Genomic DNA, 17234 nt, shown 5'->3' with positions numbered 1-17234 from the left:
CGCGATGCGCTGTTATTCTGCGGCCTTGGGGCGGTCTGCATTGCGCAGCACATCTTCCCCCCAGGCGAGTTCCTTTTTCAGATCGGCAATCGCCTCGGTCAGTTCATCGCGCTGGCGCTCCATATCGGCCAGACGCGCGCGGGCAATGTCATAGGTCTTGCGCAACTGCTTCAATTCGCTGTCGTCGCGGTCATACATTTCCAGAAGCTGGCGGATTTCCTCCAGGCTGAAGCCGAAGCGCTTGCCGCGCAGGATCAGTTTCAACCGCGCCTGATCGCGGCGGGTGAACAGCCGGTGCTGCCCGTCACGATGCGGGAACAGCAATTCCTTGGCCTCATAGAAGCGCAGGGTACGGGGCGTGACGCCGAATTCGGCGCACATCTCGCGGATGGTCTTGGTGTCTTGTGGCATGATGCATACCTCCGAACAGGGGCACAGGGGCAGGGCCGCTGCGTCTTGATCCCGAAGATAGGCATGTTGACGTGAAGGTAAAGTTAAACGCTGCGTCAGAATTCCCTGCGACGCAGCGTTTCTCAGCGTTCCGGCAAGAGTTTTGCCGCCTCGCTGCGCAGTTTTTCCAGATCGTCAATGGTATGCGCCAGATCCTGCGCCTGTTCGCGCAGCGCGACAAGCTGCCGGTCGGCCATCGAGAGCCAGGCTTGCAATTGCGGCTCGGTGCCTTCTTTCTGATAGATTTCAAGCCATTGGCGAATTTCTTCCAGGCTGAACCCGAATCTGCGCCCGCGCATGATCAGCGTCATCCGCGCCACTTCGCGCGGCGTGTAGAAACGATTGCGCCCTTCCTTCTCGGGGCTGAGAAGCTCGATATATTCATAGTAACGCAAGGTGCGCGGCGTGACGTCGAACCTCGCGCACATTTCCTTGAAACTCAAACGGTTATCGCTCATGGCGGCGCCTCTCCCCGGTGTGAACGCAGGGCCATGCTAATGCGCAGTGCGGCCAGATGCAATTCACGCAAGCCGCCTTGTCATTCGATCCGTTTCTGGCACAGATAGGGCACGATCAGCAGCAAAGGGCCCCGACATGCCGGAACATGACGCGCAGGATTTCATCAATGCCCTGCCCTTCGCGCGGGCGCTGGGCATGCGACTGGACCAGATCGGCGAAGGGCATGCGCAGATCTCGATGGACTGGGATGCGCGGTTTGTCGGCGATCCGGCAACCGGTGTCATCCATGGCGGCGCGGTCTCGGCGCTGATGGACACTTGCGGGGGCGCCGCCGTGCTCTCCTATCCCGGTGCGCTGGGCACGGCGACGATTGACCTGCGCATCGACTATATGCGCGCAGCCACACCGGGCCAGCGCATCACCGCGCGGGCGGAATGCTACCATGTCACCCGCCGCGTGGCGTTTGTGCGGGCCACCGCCCATGACGAGGACAGCGCCAACCCGGTCGCCACCGCCAGCGGGGCCTTCACCTTTGAGCGCAAGGAGCAGCCATGAAAGCGCCCGAACCCGTCCAGAAGCTGAAACACCGCCGCGATTCGGCACTGGCCACGCTTGTGGGCGCGGTCCCCTATGCGGGCTTTCTCGGCATCCGGTTCGAGCGCCATGGGGATGAGCTGACCGCCGTGCTGCCCTATTCCGAGAAGCTGATCGGCAATCCGATGCTGCCTGCGATTCATGGCGGCGTGATCGCGTCCTTTCTGGAAGTGGCGGCGATCATCGAACTGAGCTGGGCGATGCTCTGGGACGAGCTGGAATCGGGCCGCCTGACGCCGGAAGCGATGGCAGATACCCTGCCCCGCCTGCCGAAAACCATTGATTTCACAGTGGATTACCTGCGCACCGGCCTGCCGCGCGACGCTTATGCCCGCGCCCGCGTCAACCGCTCGGGGCGGCGCTATGCCTCAGTGCATGTCGAAGCCTGGCAGGACAATCGCGCGCGGCTTTTCGCGCAGGCCACCGGCCATTTCCTGATGCCGCAACGCAAGGATGACTGAGACAGCCCCGAGCCATCGGCGCATCCTGAATATCGCCGTGCCGATTGTGCTGGCGAATATCTCGGTCCCGCTTCTGGGTGCGGTCGATACCGGCGTGGTGGGCCAGATGGGGGAAGCAGCCCCCATCGGCGCCGTGGGGCTGGGGGCGATCATCCTCGCCTCGATCTACTGGATTTTCGGCTTCCTGCGCATGGGCACCACCGGGCTGGTGGCGCAGGCCACGGGCGCGGGCGATCTGGCCGAAAGCGGCGCGATCCTGACGCGCGGGGTGATGATCGGGCTGGCCGCCGGGGCGGTCATGGTGCTGGGTCAGTCCGCGATCAGCTACGCCGCCTTCCGCATCGCGCCTGCGAGCGCCGAGGTCGAGGCGCTGGCCCGCGCCTATCTTGCCATCCGCATCTGGGGCGCGCCCGCAACGATTGCGCTTTACGCGGTCACCGGCTGGCTGATCGCGACCGAGCGCACGCGCGGCGTGCTGGCCTTGCAGTTGTGGATGAACGGGCTGAATATCGCGCTCGATCTGTGGTTCGTGCTGGGCCTGGGCTGGGGCGTCCAAGGCGTCGCCATTGCCACGCTGATTGCGGAACTGAGCGCGCTCGCGCTTGGCCTGTGGCTCTGCCGCGCGGCATTCTCGGGCGCGCAATGGCGCAACTGGGCGCGGGTCTTTGACCGGCTGCGGCTCAAACGCATGTGGGTGGTCAATTCCGATATCATGCTGCGCACGATTGCCCTGCAGGCGGCGATGACGGGGTTTCTGTTCGTCTCGGCGGGTTTTGGCGATGTGGAATTGGCGGCCAATCAGATCCTGTGGCAGTTCATGGCGCTCACGGCGCATGCGCTGGATGGCTTTGCCTTCGCCGCCGAAGCGCTGGTCGGGCGCTATGTCGGTGCGGCCTCGGTCGCGGGCATGCGCGCGGCCAGCCTGCGGGCCTCGCTCTGGGCGCTGGGGGCGGCGCTGGTCATGGCGCTTGGCTTCTGGGCCTTCGGGCCGCTGGCGATTGATGTGATGACCACCGCGCCCGAGGTGCGCCTGGCCGCGCGGAAGTTCCTGCCCTTTGTCGTGGCGCTCTGCCTGCTGGGCTTGGGCGCCTATATGCTGGACGGGATCTTCATCGGCGCCACCGGCACGCGCGAGATGCGCAACACCGTGCTGCTGGCAGTGGCGATCTACGGGGTGTTTCTGTGGCTTGCAGTGCCGGTCTGGGGCAATGCAGCGCTCTGGTCGGGGCTGATGCTGCTGAACGTGCTGCGCGGGGTATTGCTCGGGGCGCTTTATCCGCAACTGGAACGCCGGGTCGCACGCGGGATCTGAGGGGCTTTGTCCCTCACCCCAGAGTATTTTCGGGCAAGATGAAGATCAGAGCCAGCGCGCGCGATCCGTGCCGACGGCCTCCTGCAGGCTCGCGAAGCCGTCGCGGTCGAGAAGCTCGATCAGCCCGCGATTGATCTGCCCCACCAGCGACAGGCCCTGATAGGTCAGCGCGGAATAGAGTTGCACCGCCGAAGCGCCCGCGCGGATTTTCGCATAGGCATCCTCGGCAGAGGCAATCCCGCCCACCCCGATCAGGGGCAGCGCGCCCTCGGTCAGATGCGAAAGCCGCGCGAGCACACGGGTCGAAAGGTCAAACAGCGGCGCGCCGGACAGACCACCGGTCTGGGACGCATTCGGGCTGGTCAGCCCGTCGCGGGTGATCGTGGTATTGGTGGCGATGATCGCATCCACATTCGCCGCCTGCGCCACCCGCGCGATATCCGCCAGATCCTGTTCACTCAGATCCGGCGCGATCTTGAGAAAGACCGGGATCCTGCGCGCCAACCTGTCGCGCGCCGCCATCACCCCCGCAAGCAGCGCCGCCAGCGCCTCGGCCCCTTGCAGATCGCGCAGCGATTCGGTGTTGGGCGAGGACACATTGACCGTGGCGAAATCGAGATGCGCCCCGCAGCGCGCAAGCACGGTCGCGAAATCGGCGGCGCGGTCGGCGCTGTCCTTGTTCGCCCCCAGATTGAGGCCCAGCACCATACCCTCGGGGCGTTTGGCCAGACGCGCGGCAATCACTTCCGCGCCCTCATTGTTGAAGCCGAAGCGGTTGATCACTGCCGCATCCTCGCGCAGCCGGAAAAGGCGCGGGCGCGGATTGCCCTGTTGCGGGCGCGGCGTGGCGGCCCCCACTTCGACAAAACCGAAGCCTGCGCGGGCAAGCCCGTGCAGCGCGGTCGCGTTCTTGTCGAACCCCGCCGCCAGCCCCACCGGGTTGGGCAGCGAAAGCCCCGCGAGATGCACGCGCAGCCGCTCGGACGTGACCGGCTCGGGCATCGGCACCAGCCCCGATTGCAGCGCGCGTAGGGCCAGCCCATGCGCGCGTTCGGGATCCATTTGCTGCAACAGGGCAAGGCCCGCGCGCTCGATCAGACTCATATCAGACCCTCGGGGAAAATATGGCCGGTGGCGCCCAGGGGCAACGCCTTGTCCCATGTGACATCCGACAGACGCAGCGCCCGGTAGAGATGCGGAAACAGCGCCCCCCCGCGCGAGGGCTCCCATTTCAGATCCGCGCCCAAGGCATCAGCCGAGACCGCCACCAGCACCAGATTGCTTTCCTGCGCGAAATGCTTCGCTGCTGTCTCCATGACCTGCGCGGCGGTCGAGAAATGGATATAGCCATCCGCCAGATCGACCGGCGCACCAAGGCTCTCGCCCTCGGCGACCAGCGCATCCCATTCGGCGCGGCGGAAAATCTTGTAGATCAGCATGAGCAGCCTTCTGCCCAAAGCCGCGCCCCAGGTCAATCACTCAGAGCGGCCCCGGAAGGCGTTCCTCGCTCAGGAGCACATTCGCATCCACCGCGCCCACGCCGGGCAGGGTCAGGATGCGGCGGCGCAGGATACGCTCGAAATCGCTCAGATCCCGCGCCACGACCCGCAGCCGGTAATCATAAAGCCCCAGCACATGCTGCACCGTCTGCACTTCGGGGATGGCCGCGACGGCGCGTTCGAAATCGGCCAGACTGACACGGCCCTTGGCGGCAAGGCTCACGCCCAAAAACACGGTCACACCGAAACCCAGCGCGGCAAGGTCGAGATCGACACGCTGCCGCGCAATCGCGCCGCCCTCGCGCAACCGTTTCAATCGCCGCCATGTCGCGGGCTGGCTGAGGCCCAGCTTGCGGCCCAAGGCACCCGCGCTTTGCGTGGCATCCTCGGAGAGCGCGCGCAGCAGGGCGCGGTCAGTGGTGTCAATCTCGATCATGGCCGCACCGCCTTGTTGAGTATTTGGGGCAAGAAAATGATCATAGCGGCAGGCTTTCTTCCGACTTGATCTCTGAGAGATGCATCAGCGCTTCCAGATCGGCGATATGCGGTAGCGTCAGAATACGGTCGCGATACACTTTCCGGTAATGCGCCATGTCGCGGGCGATCAGATTCAGGCGCAGATCGACACGGCCGAGGAATGTCTGGATCTCCAGCACCTCGGGCACCAGCCGCGCGCGGGCGATGAATTCGTCAAAGGCGCGCGGGTCGGTCTTGTCGAGGGTGATGCGCAGGCTGACCTCGACCTGATAGCCCAGCGCGCGCCAGTTGATCACCGCGCGCTGGCCCCGCAGAATGCCCGCGCCGCGCAGCCGTTCCAGCCGCCGCCAGCAGGTCGGTTCGGTCAGCCCCGCGCGCGCGGCCAGATCGGCGGTGCTGGCATCGGGCGCGGCGACAAGCTGGCGCAACAACCGGCGATCGCTGTCATCAAGGCGCATGATTTTTCCAGTATTTTCCGATAGGCGAATAATCTTTTCGTTCTTATGCATAAATGTGAGGGAATTGAAACGAAAACCCGCCTCAAATCCCTATACTGCGCCGCATGAATGCAACCAAGGAGGGCGGCAGATGCGCGTCTATTATGATCGCGATTGCGATGTGAACCTGATCAAGGACAAGAAAGTGGCGATCCTGGGCTATGGCAGCCAGGGCCATGCCCATGCGTTGAACCTGCGCGATTCGGGGGCCAAGAATGTCGTGATCGCCCTGCGCGAGGGCTCGCCCAGCGCGAAGAAATGCGAAGCCGAGGGCCTGAAGGTCATGGGCATTGCCGAGGCGGCAGCATGGTGTGATGTGATCATGTTCACCATGCCCGATGAATTGCAGGCCGAAACCTACAAGAAATACGTCCATGACAATCTGCGCGAAGGTGCTGCGATTGCCTTTGCCCATGGTCTGAACGTGCATTTCGGCCTGATCGAGCCGAAACCCGGTGTCGATGTCATCATGATGGCGCCCAAAGGCCCCGGCCACACGGTGCGCGGCGAATATGTCAAGGGCGGCGGCGTGCCCTGTCTGGTGGCGGTGCATCACGACGCGACCGGCAAGGCGATGGAAATCGGCCTGAGCTATTGCTCGGCCATCGGCGGCGGGCGCTCGGGGATCATCGAGACCAACTTCCGTCAGGAATGCGAAACCGACCTCTTCGGCGAGCAGGCCGTGCTCTGTGGCGGTCTGGTCGAGCTGATCCGCATGGGCTTCGAGACGCTGGTCGAAGCTGGCTACGAGCCGGAAATGGCCTATTTCGAGTGTCTGCACGAGGTCAAGCTGATCGTCGATCTGATCTATGAAGGCGGCATCGCCAACATGAACTATTCGATCTCGAACACTGCCGAATATGGCGAATATGTCTCGGGGCCGCGCATCCTGCCCTATGACGAGACCAAGGCGCGGATGAAAGCGGTGCTGAGCGACATCCAGACCGGCAAATTCGTGCGCGACTTCATGCAGGAAAACGCGGTCGGCCAGCCCTTCTTCAAGGCCACGCGCCGCATCAATGACGAGCATCAGATCGAACAGGTCGGTGCGAAGCTGCGCGAGATGATGCCCTGGATCTCGAAGGGCAAGATGGTCGACAAGGCCCGGAACTGACGCATCACAGTAGGGTGCGTGCTGAGCACGCACCTTACACCCCAGCCTAGTCCGGCAGTTCCCCCGACGGGATCACCGGAAAGAACACGCCGCCCGACCACAGCCCGAACCAGCTTGCGCCCTCATGCTCGGCATGCCGACCCAGCTCCACCAGCCGGTAGAAACTCTTGCGGTCGATCAGCGCCTCCAGCCCCGCGCGGATCATGACATAGGGCGAGGGCTCGCCCGTCTCGGGATCGCGGATCACGCGAATCGGATGCTCTGCCCCGGCCAGCGCGCTATCGCCCACATTGGTGGTGAAATGCAGGCGCTGCGCCGCGCCCTGCCCCTCGGTCTGGAAATCCACCGCAACAAAGGGCGCATCCTCGACCGTGATCCCGACCTTTTCGACCGGCGTCACTAGATAATATTTGCCCCCCTCCAGCTTCAGGATCGTCGAGAAGAGCCGCACCAGCGGCGCGCGGCCGATCGGCGTTCCCTGATAGAACCATGTCCCGTCGCGCGCGATGCGCATGTCCAGATCGCCGCAAAAGGGCGGATCCCATAGATGCACCGGCGGCAGGCCCTTGCCCTTGGCCGCGGCACGCGCCGCCTGTGCCAGCGTATCTGCCGAAGGGGTCACGCTATTTTGTTCAGAACTGCTTTTTGCCATTGGCGCCTCATGCGATATGTCTGAGAGTAACAGATCGGGTGATTTGGTCAAATCTCACCCCCGACCCAAGGAGCCTGTGCATGAGCCAAGAGAGTGACCTGATCGCCGAGATCGAAACCCTGGGCGAGAAACTGGCGCAGGCGCGCGACAGCATCAACCGCCGCTTCATCGGCCAGACCCGGGTCGTCGATCTGACGCTGACCGCCATGCTCTGCGGCGGCCATGGTCTGCTGATCGGCCTGCCGGGTCTGGGCAAGACGCGGCTGGTGGACACGCTTTCGACCGTGATGGGGCTGAAGGGCAACCGCATCCAGTTCACCCCCGACCTGATGCCCGCCGATATCCTTGGCTCGGAAGTGCTGGATGTGGCCGAGGATGGCAAACGCGCCTTCCGCTTCATCGCGGGGCCGATTTTCTGCCAGCTTCTGATGGCCGATGAGATCAACCGCGCCTCGCCCCGCACGCAGGCCGCGCTTTTGCAGGCGATGCAGGAGGGCGAAGTCACTGTCGCGGGCGCGCATCATGCGCTGGACAGGCCCTTTCATGTGCTCGCGACCCAGAACCCGATCGAGCAGGAAGGCACCTATCCCCTGCCCGAGGCGCAGCTTGACCGGTTCCTCGTGCAGATCGATGTCGATTATCCCGACCGCGCGACCGAACGCGATATCCTGCTGGCCACCACCGGCGAGAGCGAGGATGCCGCGCATGAGGTCTTCACCGCCGCGGAACTGATGGCCGCGCAACGCCTGCTGCGGCGCATGCCCGTGGGTGAAAAGGTGGTCGAGGCGATCCTCGATCTGGTCCGCGCCTGCCGCCCCGATGAGCCAGAGGCGCATGAGGCGGTGCAGGATGCCGTCAGCTGGGGCCCCGGCCCGCGCGCGGCGCAGGCGCTGATGCTCACGGTCCGCGCCCGCGCGCTTCTGGACGGGCGCCTTGCCCCTTCGGTCGAGGATGTGGCAGCGATGGCGCGTCCTGTTCTGACGCATCGCATGGCGCTGGGTTTTGCTGCGCGTGCGCGCGGTGACAATCTGGGCCAGATCATCGACCGTGTGGCCGCCACCGCCACGCGGATGGAGGCCGCGGCGTGAACCTGTCCGCCCCGCTCCGTTCCCGCGCCGAAGGACTGGCCGCAAACCTGCCCGCCCTCATGGCGCAGGCGCATTTGCTGGCGGCCTCGGTCCTGCCCGGCGCGCATGGGCGCAGACGCGCGGGCGCGGGCGATGAATTCTGGCAATACCGGCAGGCCACATCCTCGGACTGGGGCGCGCGGATCGACTGGCGCCGCTCGGCCCGCGCCGATGTGCATTTCGTGCGCGAAACCGAATGGCAGGCGGCGCAGGCGGTCACGCTCTGGGTGGACCGCGCGCAGGCGATGCAATTCACCGGCCACAAAACCCGCGCACCGAAATCCGACCGCGCGCGGCTTCTGGGGCTGGCGCTCTCAGTCCTGCTGCTGAAGGGCGGCGAGCGTGTGGGGCTGATGCCCGACCTGCCCCCGCGCGCAGGCCGCGCGCAGCTTGATCCCTTGGCGCTGGCGCTGGTCGCAGAGACGACGGATCAGGACTATGGCACCCCCCCGGATATGGCGCTGCCCGCGCATTCGCAGGCGGTGTTCCTGTCCGATTTTCTGGGCGATCCGAAGCCGGTGCAGGATGCCGTGGGCCGCGCCGCAGATCGCGGCATTGGCGGGGCTCTGGTGCAGATCCTTGATCCGGTGGAAGAGGAATTTCCCTATCAGGGCCGCTCGATCTTTGAATCCATGACCGGTGCCCTGCGCCATGAGACATTGCGCGCGAATGACCTGCAAACCCGCTACCGGGACCGGCTGGCCGAGCGGCGCGACATGCTGGCAAATCTTGCCCGCGTCACCGGCTGGCAATTGCTCTCCCATCACACCGACCAGCCTGCAAGCGCCGCATTGATGTGGCTCTGGCAGCAGGTTGATGCAAGCCGGGGGCGCTGATGGTCACGCTGGGCCCGCTCGGTTTCGCCTCGCCGCTTCTGCTTGGCGCGCTCATCGCGCTGCCGCTTCTGTGGTGGCTGTTGCGCGCGGTCCCGCCTGCGCCCGTCATCCGCCGCTTCCCCGGTGTGGCGCTGCTGATCGGGCTGCGCGACGAGACCACCGAGACCGACAAGACCCCGCTCTGGCTCTTGGTGCTGCGCGCGCTGGCTGTCGCCGCGCTGATCTTCGGTTTCGCAGGCCCGGTCCTGAACCCGCAGGCCGCGCGCGATGGCGACGGGCCGCTTCTGATCGCGCTCGACGCAAGCTGGGCCAGCGCCCGCGACTGGTCGCGTCGCATGGACCGGGTGAATGATCTTCTGTCCGAAGCCCAGCGCGCGGGCCGCCCGGTCGCGGTCGTGGCGCTGACCGACCCGCCCCCCGGTGAAACCCCCTTCCGCGCGGCGGATTTCTGGGCCGAGCGCGTGCCGGGCATGGCGCCTGCGCCCTTCACCGCCGATCCCGAGCGCCTGACCGGCTGGCTCGCCGCGCTGCCTGCCGGGTTCGACACTTATTGGCTGTCCGATGGTCTCGACCACCCCTACCGCGCTGACCTGTTATCCGCCCTGCAGGCGCGTGGCGCGGTCACGGTCTATGAGACCTCGCGCATCCCGCTGGCCCTGGCACCACCCAGCTTGCGCGAAGGGGTCATCACGCTGACCGCCCACCGCCCCGCTGGCCTGCCCGAGCAGAGCATCGAGATCACCGCCACCGGCCGCGACCCCGCCGGGGTCGAGCGGCTGTTGCACCGGGCCGAGACCGAATTTGCCGCAGGCGCCACCACCGCCCGCGTCGATCTGACCCTGCAGCCCGAGTTGCGCAACCGCATCACCCGCTTCCAGATCGCGGGCGAGCGCAGCGCCGGTGCCGTGGCGCTGAGCGATGACGCGCTGCAACGGCGCAAGGTGGCACTGCTCACAGGCCGCGAGGGGCGCGAAGGGCTCGATCTGCTCTCGCCCTTCTTCTACCTGCGGCAGGCGCTGGAACCGGTCGCCGATCTGATCGAGAGCCCGTCAATCGATGATCTGCTGCTGACCGCGCCCGATGTGCTGATCCTTGTCGATATCGCGCAACTGGCCGAGATCGAATCCGCCCAGTTGCTCGATTTCGTGAATGATGGCGGGCTTCTCCTGCGCTTCGCCGGGCCGCGTCTGGCGGCAAGCGACGTGGCCCGTGCCGAGGAAGACCCGCTTCTGCCCGTCCGCCTGCGCATTGGCGGGCGCACTGTGGGCGGCGCGATGAGCTGGGGCGCGCCCCGCGAATTGCGCGAATTCAGCAATGACTCGCCCTTTGCGGGGCTTTCCATCCCCAGTGATGTCACCATCAGCGCGCAGGTTCTGGCCCAGCCTGATCCGGCGCTGGCGGAACGCACGATTGCCGCGCTGGCCGATGGCACGCCGCTGGTGACGCGCAAATTCTCGGGCGATGGTCAGGTCGTGCTGATCCACACCACCGCCAATGCCGAATGGTCCTCGCTGCCGCTTTCGGGCCTTTTCGTGCAGATGCTGGAACGCCTCGCCGTCTCGACTCGCCCCGCCGCCCCGACCGAAGCGGCGATGGCAGGCACGGTCTGGCAACCCGAACGCGCGCTCGATGGCTTCGGGCAGGTGCTCGACGCCAGCCAGCGCCCGGTTGTCCCCGGCGAGCGCATGACCGAGCACCGTTTCGGCCCCGATCTGCCCCCCGGCATCTATCGCAGCGCCGCCGGATCGCTGGCGCTGAACATAGGCGCGCCCGAGATGGAACTGCGCCCGACCGTCTGGCCCGCAAGCGTGGTGGTCGAGCGCGACACCATTGCCGAAGAACGCGATCTGACCGCGCTCTTCCTCACCCTTGGCCTTGGCCTTCTCATGATCGACATTCTGGCCGCGCTCTGGATCTCGGGGCGGCTGCGCCATGCGACCGCCGCGCTGGCGCTTCTCACCCTTGGCCTGCATCACAGCCCCGCGCAGGCCGATGACCGCCTTGCGCTGCAAGCCACCTCTGACATGGTGCTGGGCCATGTCCTGACCGGGGACAGCCGCGTCGATCAGCTTGCGCGCGCGGGGCTGCTGGGCCTCAGCCGCACGCTTTACGCCCGCACCTCGGTCGAGCCCGGCCCGCCCATCGGCGTCGATATCGAAGCGGATGAACTCACCTTCTTCCCCTTCCTCTACTGGCCCATCACCGAGGACACGCCGATCCCCTCGGATGCGGCCACAGCCAAACTGAACCGCTATCTGCGCGGCGGCGGCATGATCCTGTTCGACACGCGCGATGCCGAACTGGCCGGGCTGACCCGCACGACGCCGGAAGCGCGCCGGTTGCAGGCGATTGCCCGCACGCTCGATATTCCGCCGCTAGAGCCAATCCCCGAGGACCATATCCTGACCCGCACCTTCTATCTGATCCAGGACTTTCCCGGCAGGCATACCGGGCGCGATGTCTGGGTCGAAGCCGCGCCCCCCGATGCCGAGCGCGCCGAGGGCATGCCGTTTCGCAACCTCAATGACGGGGTGACGCCGGTGATCATCGGCGGGCATGACTGGGCCTCGGCCTGGGCGGTCGATGATCAGGGCCGCGCGATGGTGCGCCTTGGCATGGGCTATTCGGGCGAGGAACAGCGCGAAATGGCCTATCGCTTCGGGATCAACCTGATCACCCATGTGCTGACCGGCAATTACAAATCCGATCAGGTCCATGTGCCCGCCCTGCTCGAAAGGCTGGGCCAATGACCGGCGCGCAGGAGATCATCTTCGCACCCCTGCTCGACTGGGCGCTGATCTGGGCCGTGACGGGGATTGCCGCGCTCATGGTCGGGATCGCCCTATGGCGGGGCCTTCGCGGCTGGTGGCTGCGCGGGCTTGCGGCACTGGCGCTGATCGCGGCGCTCACCAACCCCTCGCTGCAGACCGAGGATCGCGACACGCTCGACGATATCGCGCTGATTGTCGTCGATGACACCGCCTCGAACCGGCTGGGCAGCCGCGCCGAACAGACCGAAGCCGCGCTCGACCACCTTGAAGGCGCGATCGAAGGCCTGGGCGGGATCGAGACGCGCGTGGTGCGCCTGCCCGACGGGCCGCGCAATCAGGGCACCGAGATCAACACCGCACTGGCCGAAGCGCTCTCGGATCTGCCGCGCGACCGGCTGGCGGGCGTCTTCGCCATCTCTGACGGCCAGACCCATGACGAAGCCCCCGGCCTGACCCTGCCCGCCCCTTTCCACCTGCTCAAGACCGGCAAGGCCAGCGACTGGGATCGCCGCCTGATCCTGCGCAACGCCCCCGCTTTCGCCATTCTGGGCGAGCCGATCACACTCGGGCTGCGAATCGAGGATCAGGGCGCGGTGCCCCGCGGCGAAAGCAGCTATGCGGCGCTGAATTACGCGATCAATGGCGGCGAGATGCAGCGCGCCATGGTGCCAGTGGGCGAGGATATGGAAATCACCGTCACGCTGGAACGCGGCGGGATGAATGTGCTGCAATTCGAGCTTGACGAAGCGCCCGGTGAGTTAACCACCCGCAACAACGCCGCCGTGGTCCAGATCAACGGGGTGCGCGACCGCCTCAGCGTGCTTCTGGTCTCGGGCGAGCCCAATGCCGGGCAGCGGACATGGCGCAACCTCTTGAAATCCGACCCGGCGGTGGATCTGGTACATTTCACCATCCTGCGCCCGCCCGACCGCCATGACGGGGTGCCGGTCAATGAACTCTCGCTCATCGCCTTCCCGACGCGCGAACTCTTTGTCGAGAAGATCGACGAGTTCGACCTGATCATCTTCGACCGCTACCGCCGTCGCGGCATCCTGCCCAACAGCTATTACGCCAATATCGCCCGCTATGTCGAAGAGGGCGGCGCGCTTCTGGTGGTGGGGGGCCCCGAACTCGCCAGCGCCGACAGCATCTGGCGCTCGCCCCTGGGCGAGGTCTTCCCGGCCCGGCCCACCGCGCGCGTGATTGAGGAAGGCTTTACCCCGCGCGTGACCGAGCTTGGCCAGCGCCATCCGGTGACTGCGGGGCTGGAAGCGCTGGCCCCCGCCGCAGAGGACGGCCCCGGCTGGGGGCGCTGGTTCCGCCAGATCGAGATGGTGCCGGAGCGGGGCCAGACCGTGATGAGCGGCGTGGGGGACCGCCCGCTGCTGATGCTCGACCGGGTGGGCGCGGGGCGCATGGCGCTGCTGGCCTCGGATCAGACATGGCTCTGGGATCGCGGGTTCGAGGGCGGCGGGCCGCAACTGGAACTCTTGCGGCGGCTGGCGCATTGGATGATGGGCGAGCCGGAACTGGAAGAGGAAACCCTGAGCGCGACCGCCGAAGGCAACCGCGTGACGATCCTGCGCCGCAGCCTGCGCGACGAGGTGGGGGAGGTGACCGTGACCGGCCCCGACGGGACCGAGACCCTGCTGGATCTGACCGAGGACAGCCCCGGCAGTTTCCGCGCCGAATTTGACGCGCCCGAAACCGGCCTCTACCGTCTGACCGAGGGCGATCTGAAGGCGGTGATCGCGCTTGGCCCCCAGGCCCCGCGCGAGTTCGAGGAAACCATCGCCACGGCCGAGAAGCTGGGCCCGCTGGTGAATGCCACGCGCGGCGGTTCCGTGCGGCTGGAAGAGGGTCTGCCCGAGCTGCGCCTTGTGCGCGAGGGCCGTGCCGCTGCCGGGCGCGGCTGGCTGGGCCTGACCCCGCGCGAGGCCTATCTGACCCGCGATCTGCGGACCAGCGCTTTGCTGCCGGGTTGGGCATGGCTTCTGCTGGCCGCCGGGCTGGCGCTGGGGGCATGGCTGCGCGAAGGGCGCTGATGTAAGGTGCGTGCTCAGCACGCACCCTACCCCACCCCCGATAGTGCCCGCATCCCCCCGGACCGTCAAAACCACCACGCCAAGACCCTTGCCCCGCCGCGCGCACTGCCATAGACAGGCACGACTGTTTTACCGGGAGGGACCATGCGCCGCGTCGTCATCACAGGTCTGGGGATCATTTCCCCCATCGGAAATTCCGCCGCAGAAGTGTCGGACAGCCTGCGCGCAGGCCGCTCGGGCATTGTTTTCGCGCCGGAACATGCCGAACACGGTTTCCGCAGCCAGGTCTATGGCAAACCGCAGATCGTGCTCGAAGACCATATCGACAAGCGCAACCTGCGCTTCATGGGCGCGGGCGCGGCCTATAATTTCCTGTCGATGGAACAGGCGATTGCCGATGCCGGGCTTGACGCGGCCGATGTCTCGAACCCGCGCACCGGTCTGATCATGGGCTCGGGCGGGCCCTCCACCTCGAACCTGTTTCAGGCCCATCAGATCGTGATCGAGAAAGGCAGCCCCAAGCGCATGGGCCCCTTCATGGTCACGCGCTGCATGTCCTCCACCAACTCGGCCTGTCTGGCGACGCCCTTCAGGATCAAGGGCGTGAATTACTCGATCACCTCGGCCTGTTCGACATCGGCACATTGCATCGGCAATGCCGCCGAACTGATCCAGATGGGCAAACAGGATATCATCTTCGCCGGTGGCGGCGAAGAACTGGACTGGACCCTCTCCTGCCTGTTTGATGCGATGGGCGCGATGTCCTCGAAATATAATGACGCGCCAGAGACCGCCGCCCGCGCCTTTGACGTGACCCGCGACGGCTTTGTGATCGGCGGCGGTGGCGGCGTGCTGGTTCTGGAAGAACTTGAACACGCCAAGGCGCGCGGTGCGAAAATCTATGCCGAAGTGACCGGCTATGGCGCGACCTCGGACGGGCATGATATGGTCGCCCCCTCGGGCGAAGGCGGTGAGCGCTCGATGCGCCTTGCCCTCGACACCCTGCCCTCGGACCGCAAGGTCAGCTATATCAACGCCCATGGCACCTCGACCCCCGCAGGCGATGTGACGGAGGTTGAGGCGATCCGCCGCATCTGGGGCGAAGGCAATGTGCCCCCGATCTCCTCGACCAAATCGCTGACCGGCCACTCGCTTGGCGCGACCGGCGTGCAGGAAGCGATCTACAGCCTGCTGATGATGCAGGGCAGGTTCATCGCAGCCTCCGCCAATGTGACCGAGCTTGACCCCGCCATCCGCGAGGGTGAGATCGCCACGCAACTCGTTGAAAACATTGAACTCGACTCGGTCCTGTCCAACAGCTTCGGCTTTGGCGGCACCAATGCCACGCTCATCATGAGCGCCTGGCGCGACTGAGGAGCGGATCATGTCGGGATTGATGACAGGCAAACGCGGTTTGGTCATGGGCGTGGCCAATGAGCGCTCGATCGCATGGGGCATTGCGAAAGCACTGGCCGATCAGGGCGCGGAACTGGCCTTCAGCTATCAGGGCGAGGCTTTCGGCAAGCGGGTAGAACCGCTCGCCGCCTCGCTCGGCTCGGATCTGCTGCTTGATGTGGATGTCACCGACGAATCCTCGCTCGATGCGGCCTTTGACGCGCTGAAATCGCGCTGGGGGAGCATGGATTTCCTCGTCCATGCCATCGCGTTCTCGGACAAGACTGAACTGACCGGACGCTTCCGCGACACCAGCCGCGCGAATTTCAAGCATTCGCTGGAAATTTCCTGCTACAGCTTCATCGACTTGGGCCGCCGCGCCTCGGAACTCATGCCGAATGGCGGCGCGCTCCTGACCCTGACCTTTCAGGGCTCGAACACCGTGACACCCTTCTACAATGTCATGGGCGTGGCCAAGGCCGCGCTCGAATCCTCGGTCCGCTATCTGGCCAATGACCTTGGGCCAGAGGGCATCCGCGTGAATGCGATCAGCCCCGGCCCGATGAAAACGCTGGCGGGTGCGGCCATCGGCGGCGCGCGCAAGACCTTCCGCCATGCCGAGGCAAATGCGCCGCTCCGCACCAATGCGACGCTGGAAAGTGTTGGCGGAACAGCGGTTTATCTGGCGTCCGACTATGGCGCGCATACCACCGGCGAGATCATCCATGTCGATGGCGGCTATCACGTCATGGGCATGCCGCAGGTGGATAATATCTAGCCCCGACCCCAGCGCCAGCCGCCCCAGACAGCGAGCATCCACAGCACCAGCGAGGCGCTGCCATAGGCGAGCGCCCCGGTCAGGGATCGCTCCAGCAGAGTCACAATCTCCAGCGAAAACAATGAGAAGGTGGTGAAACCGCCGCAGAACCCGGTCATCCAGAAGGCGCGTCGCCCGAGTGACAGGCTGCGCGTCGCCAGATAGCCGATCAGCCCCGCGCCCAGCACATTGGCAACCAGCGTCGCCAGATAGGCGTGTTCGGCCAGCAGATGCAGCGCCAGCAGGCTGAGCGCGCCCCGCAGCCCCGTGCCCAGAGCGCCCCCCAGTCCGACCGCCCAAAGCCCCATCACCCGGCCCCCAGCGCCAGGATTAGCCCCAGCGCCGCCATCAGCGGGCATAACAGCACTGATCCGCCTGCCGTGATCAGCGCCGCGCGCCCGCGCCCGGCCAACCACAGCTCATGCACTTGCAGCGCGAAGGTCGAGACCGTGGTGAACCCGCCCAAAAGCCCCATGCCGAAGAGGATAAAGGCTTTCGGCAGGTCAGCCGCGCCTGTGGACGGGGCGAGACCGAGCGCGAAGCCAAAGGCAAAGCCGATCAGAAGACTGCCTAAGGCATTGATAACAAATATCGTGCCCGCCGGGTGCAGCCGATGCGACAGAAGCGAGGTCATGCTGGCCCTGAGCATGCTACCCAAACCCCCGGCAAGGCAGATCAGCAGAAAATCTGAAAGCGTGATCGTCATTTGCAGGTCACATTCGGGTTGC

At 65.7% G+C, this 17234-nt stretch carries 19 protein-coding genes; 10 read left to right on the top strand and 9 right to left on the bottom strand.

Annotated features, from left to right (window positions below; genetic code table 11):
• Positions 1 to 12 precede the first annotated feature (12 nt).
• Both BG457_RS16620 and BG457_RS16615 read right to left on the bottom strand, forming a co-directional pair.
• Positions 13 to 411: a MerR family transcriptional regulator gene (locus BG457_RS16620; RefSeq protein WP_071798654.1), complete on the bottom strand. Its 399-nt coding sequence runs from the start codon at positions 409 to 411 to the stop codon at positions 13 to 15.
• Between the two features lie 122 nt (positions 412 to 533).
• Positions 534 to 908 carry a MerR family transcriptional regulator gene (locus tag BG457_RS16615; protein ID WP_071798652.1) on the bottom strand — a complete coding sequence of 125 codons (375 nt, stop codon included), beginning with the start codon at positions 906 to 908 and terminating at the stop codon, positions 534 to 536.
• A 136-nt stretch (positions 909 to 1044) separates the two neighbouring features.
• Here BG457_RS16615 and BG457_RS16610 point away from each other — a divergent pair, with 136 nt between their 5' ends.
• Genes BG457_RS16610 through BG457_RS16600 form a run of 3 tightly spaced genes read left to right on the top strand, consistent with a single transcriptional unit; the run spans position 1045 to position 3276 of the window.
• A complete protein-coding gene (locus BG457_RS16610; protein WP_071798650.1) occupies positions 1045 to 1464 on the top strand; it encodes a PaaI family thioesterase in 420 nt (139 codons plus the stop codon).
• Entirely contained in the window at positions 1461 to 1964 is a 504-nt protein-coding gene (locus BG457_RS16605; protein ID WP_071798648.1) for a PaaI family thioesterase, read from the top strand. The genes BG457_RS16610 and BG457_RS16605 overlap by 4 nt, the downstream gene beginning before the upstream one ends.
• A complete protein-coding gene (locus BG457_RS16600) occupies positions 1957 to 3276 on the top strand; it encodes an MATE family efflux transporter (protein ID WP_071798646.1) in 1320 nt (439 codons plus the stop codon). The genes BG457_RS16605 and BG457_RS16600 overlap by 8 nt, the downstream gene beginning before the upstream one ends.
• Before the next feature lie 45 nt (positions 3277 to 3321).
• On the opposite strand, the gene BG457_RS16595 is transcribed toward BG457_RS16600, so the two are convergent.
• The 4 genes from BG457_RS16595 to BG457_RS16580 are packed head-to-tail and all read right to left on the bottom strand — an operon-like array spanning position 3322 to position 5710.
• On the bottom strand, positions 3322 to 4380 hold the full coding sequence (locus tag BG457_RS16595) for a quinone-dependent dihydroorotate dehydrogenase (RefSeq protein WP_071798644.1): 1059 nt from the start codon (positions 4378 to 4380) through the stop codon (positions 3322 to 3324).
• A complete protein-coding gene (locus BG457_RS16590; protein ID WP_071798642.1) occupies positions 4377 to 4715 on the bottom strand; it encodes a DUF952 domain-containing protein in 339 nt (112 codons plus the stop codon). The genes BG457_RS16595 and BG457_RS16590 overlap by 4 nt, the downstream gene beginning before the upstream one ends.
• A gap of 40 nt (positions 4716 to 4755) precedes the next feature.
• Positions 4756 to 5211 (bottom strand): Lrp/AsnC family transcriptional regulator, encoded by a 456-nt coding sequence (locus BG457_RS16585; protein WP_071798640.1) that lies wholly within the window; start codon positions 5209 to 5211, stop codon positions 4756 to 4758.
• A 40-nt stretch (positions 5212 to 5251) separates the two neighbouring features.
• Positions 5252 to 5710 carry an Lrp/AsnC family transcriptional regulator gene (locus tag BG457_RS16580; protein ID WP_071799262.1) on the bottom strand — a complete coding sequence of 153 codons (459 nt, stop codon included), beginning with the start codon at positions 5708 to 5710 and terminating at the stop codon, positions 5252 to 5254.
• A gap of 130 nt (positions 5711 to 5840) precedes the next feature.
• Here BG457_RS16580 and ilvC point away from each other — a divergent pair, with 130 nt between their 5' ends.
• Positions 5841 to 6863 (top strand): ketol-acid reductoisomerase, encoded by a 1023-nt coding sequence (gene ilvC, locus BG457_RS16575; protein ID WP_071798638.1) that lies wholly within the window; start codon positions 5841 to 5843, stop codon positions 6861 to 6863.
• A gap of 46 nt (positions 6864 to 6909) precedes the next feature.
• Here ilvC and BG457_RS16570 read toward each other — a convergent pair whose 3' ends face one another.
• Positions 6910 to 7515 carry a DUF1285 domain-containing protein gene (locus BG457_RS16570; RefSeq protein WP_071798636.1) on the bottom strand — a complete coding sequence of 202 codons (606 nt, stop codon included), beginning with the start codon at positions 7513 to 7515 and terminating at the stop codon, positions 6910 to 6912.
• Between the two features lie 80 nt (positions 7516 to 7595).
• Here BG457_RS16570 and BG457_RS16565 point away from each other — a divergent pair, with 80 nt between their 5' ends.
• The 6 genes from BG457_RS16565 (at position 7596) to BG457_RS16540 (ending at position 16467) form a co-directional block, all read left to right on the top strand.
• Positions 7596 to 8603 (top strand): AAA family ATPase, encoded by a 1008-nt coding sequence (locus BG457_RS16565; RefSeq protein ID WP_071798634.1) that lies wholly within the window; start codon positions 7596 to 7598, stop codon positions 8601 to 8603.
• Positions 8600 to 9478, top strand: a complete 879-nt coding sequence (locus tag BG457_RS16560; RefSeq protein WP_425434935.1) for a DUF58 domain-containing protein — start codon at positions 8600 to 8602, stop codon at positions 9476 to 9478. Before BG457_RS16565 ends, BG457_RS16560 begins: the two co-directional genes overlap by 4 nt.
• The gene (locus BG457_RS16555; protein ID WP_071798632.1) at positions 9478 to 12228 is read left to right on the top strand and encodes a DUF4159 domain-containing protein; all 2751 of its coding nucleotides are present in this window, start codon (positions 9478 to 9480) and stop codon (positions 12226 to 12228) included. The genes BG457_RS16560 and BG457_RS16555 overlap by 1 nt, the downstream gene beginning before the upstream one ends.
• Complete coding sequence (locus BG457_RS16550) at positions 12225 to 14294, top strand: hypothetical protein (RefSeq protein WP_071798629.1); 2070 nt, start codon at positions 12225 to 12227, stop codon at positions 14292 to 14294. The genes BG457_RS16555 and BG457_RS16550 overlap by 4 nt, the downstream gene beginning before the upstream one ends.
• A 144-nt stretch (positions 14295 to 14438) precedes the next feature.
• A complete protein-coding gene (fabB, locus tag BG457_RS16545) occupies positions 14439 to 15668 on the top strand; it encodes a beta-ketoacyl-ACP synthase I (protein ID WP_071798627.1) in 1230 nt (409 codons plus the stop codon).
• 10 nt (positions 15669 to 15678) lie between these two features.
• Positions 15679 to 16467, top strand: a complete 789-nt coding sequence (locus BG457_RS16540) for an enoyl-ACP reductase FabI (protein WP_071798625.1) — start codon at positions 15679 to 15681, stop codon at positions 16465 to 16467.
• Here BG457_RS16540 and BG457_RS16535 read toward each other — a convergent pair.
• Together BG457_RS16535 and BG457_RS16530 are read right to left on the bottom strand one after the other, a co-directional pair.
• A complete protein-coding gene (locus tag BG457_RS16535; protein WP_071798623.1) occupies positions 16464 to 16814 on the bottom strand; it encodes a fluoride efflux transporter FluC in 351 nt (116 codons plus the stop codon). The genes BG457_RS16540 and BG457_RS16535 overlap by 4 nt on opposite strands.
• A complete protein-coding gene (locus BG457_RS16530; RefSeq protein WP_071798622.1) occupies positions 16814 to 17212 on the bottom strand; it encodes a fluoride efflux transporter FluC in 399 nt (132 codons plus the stop codon). The genes BG457_RS16535 and BG457_RS16530 overlap by 1 nt, the downstream gene beginning before the upstream one ends.
• Positions 17213 to 17234: the final 22 nt, after the last annotated feature.

The organism is Natronohydrobacter thiooxidans (genome assembly GCF_001884735.1).
Classification (GTDB): domain Bacteria; phylum Pseudomonadota; class Alphaproteobacteria; order Rhodobacterales; family Rhodobacteraceae; genus Roseinatronobacter; species Roseinatronobacter thiooxidans_A.
The sequence above is the reverse complement of the archived record's forward strand: the minus strand, read 5'-3'. Positions and strand labels throughout refer to the sequence as shown.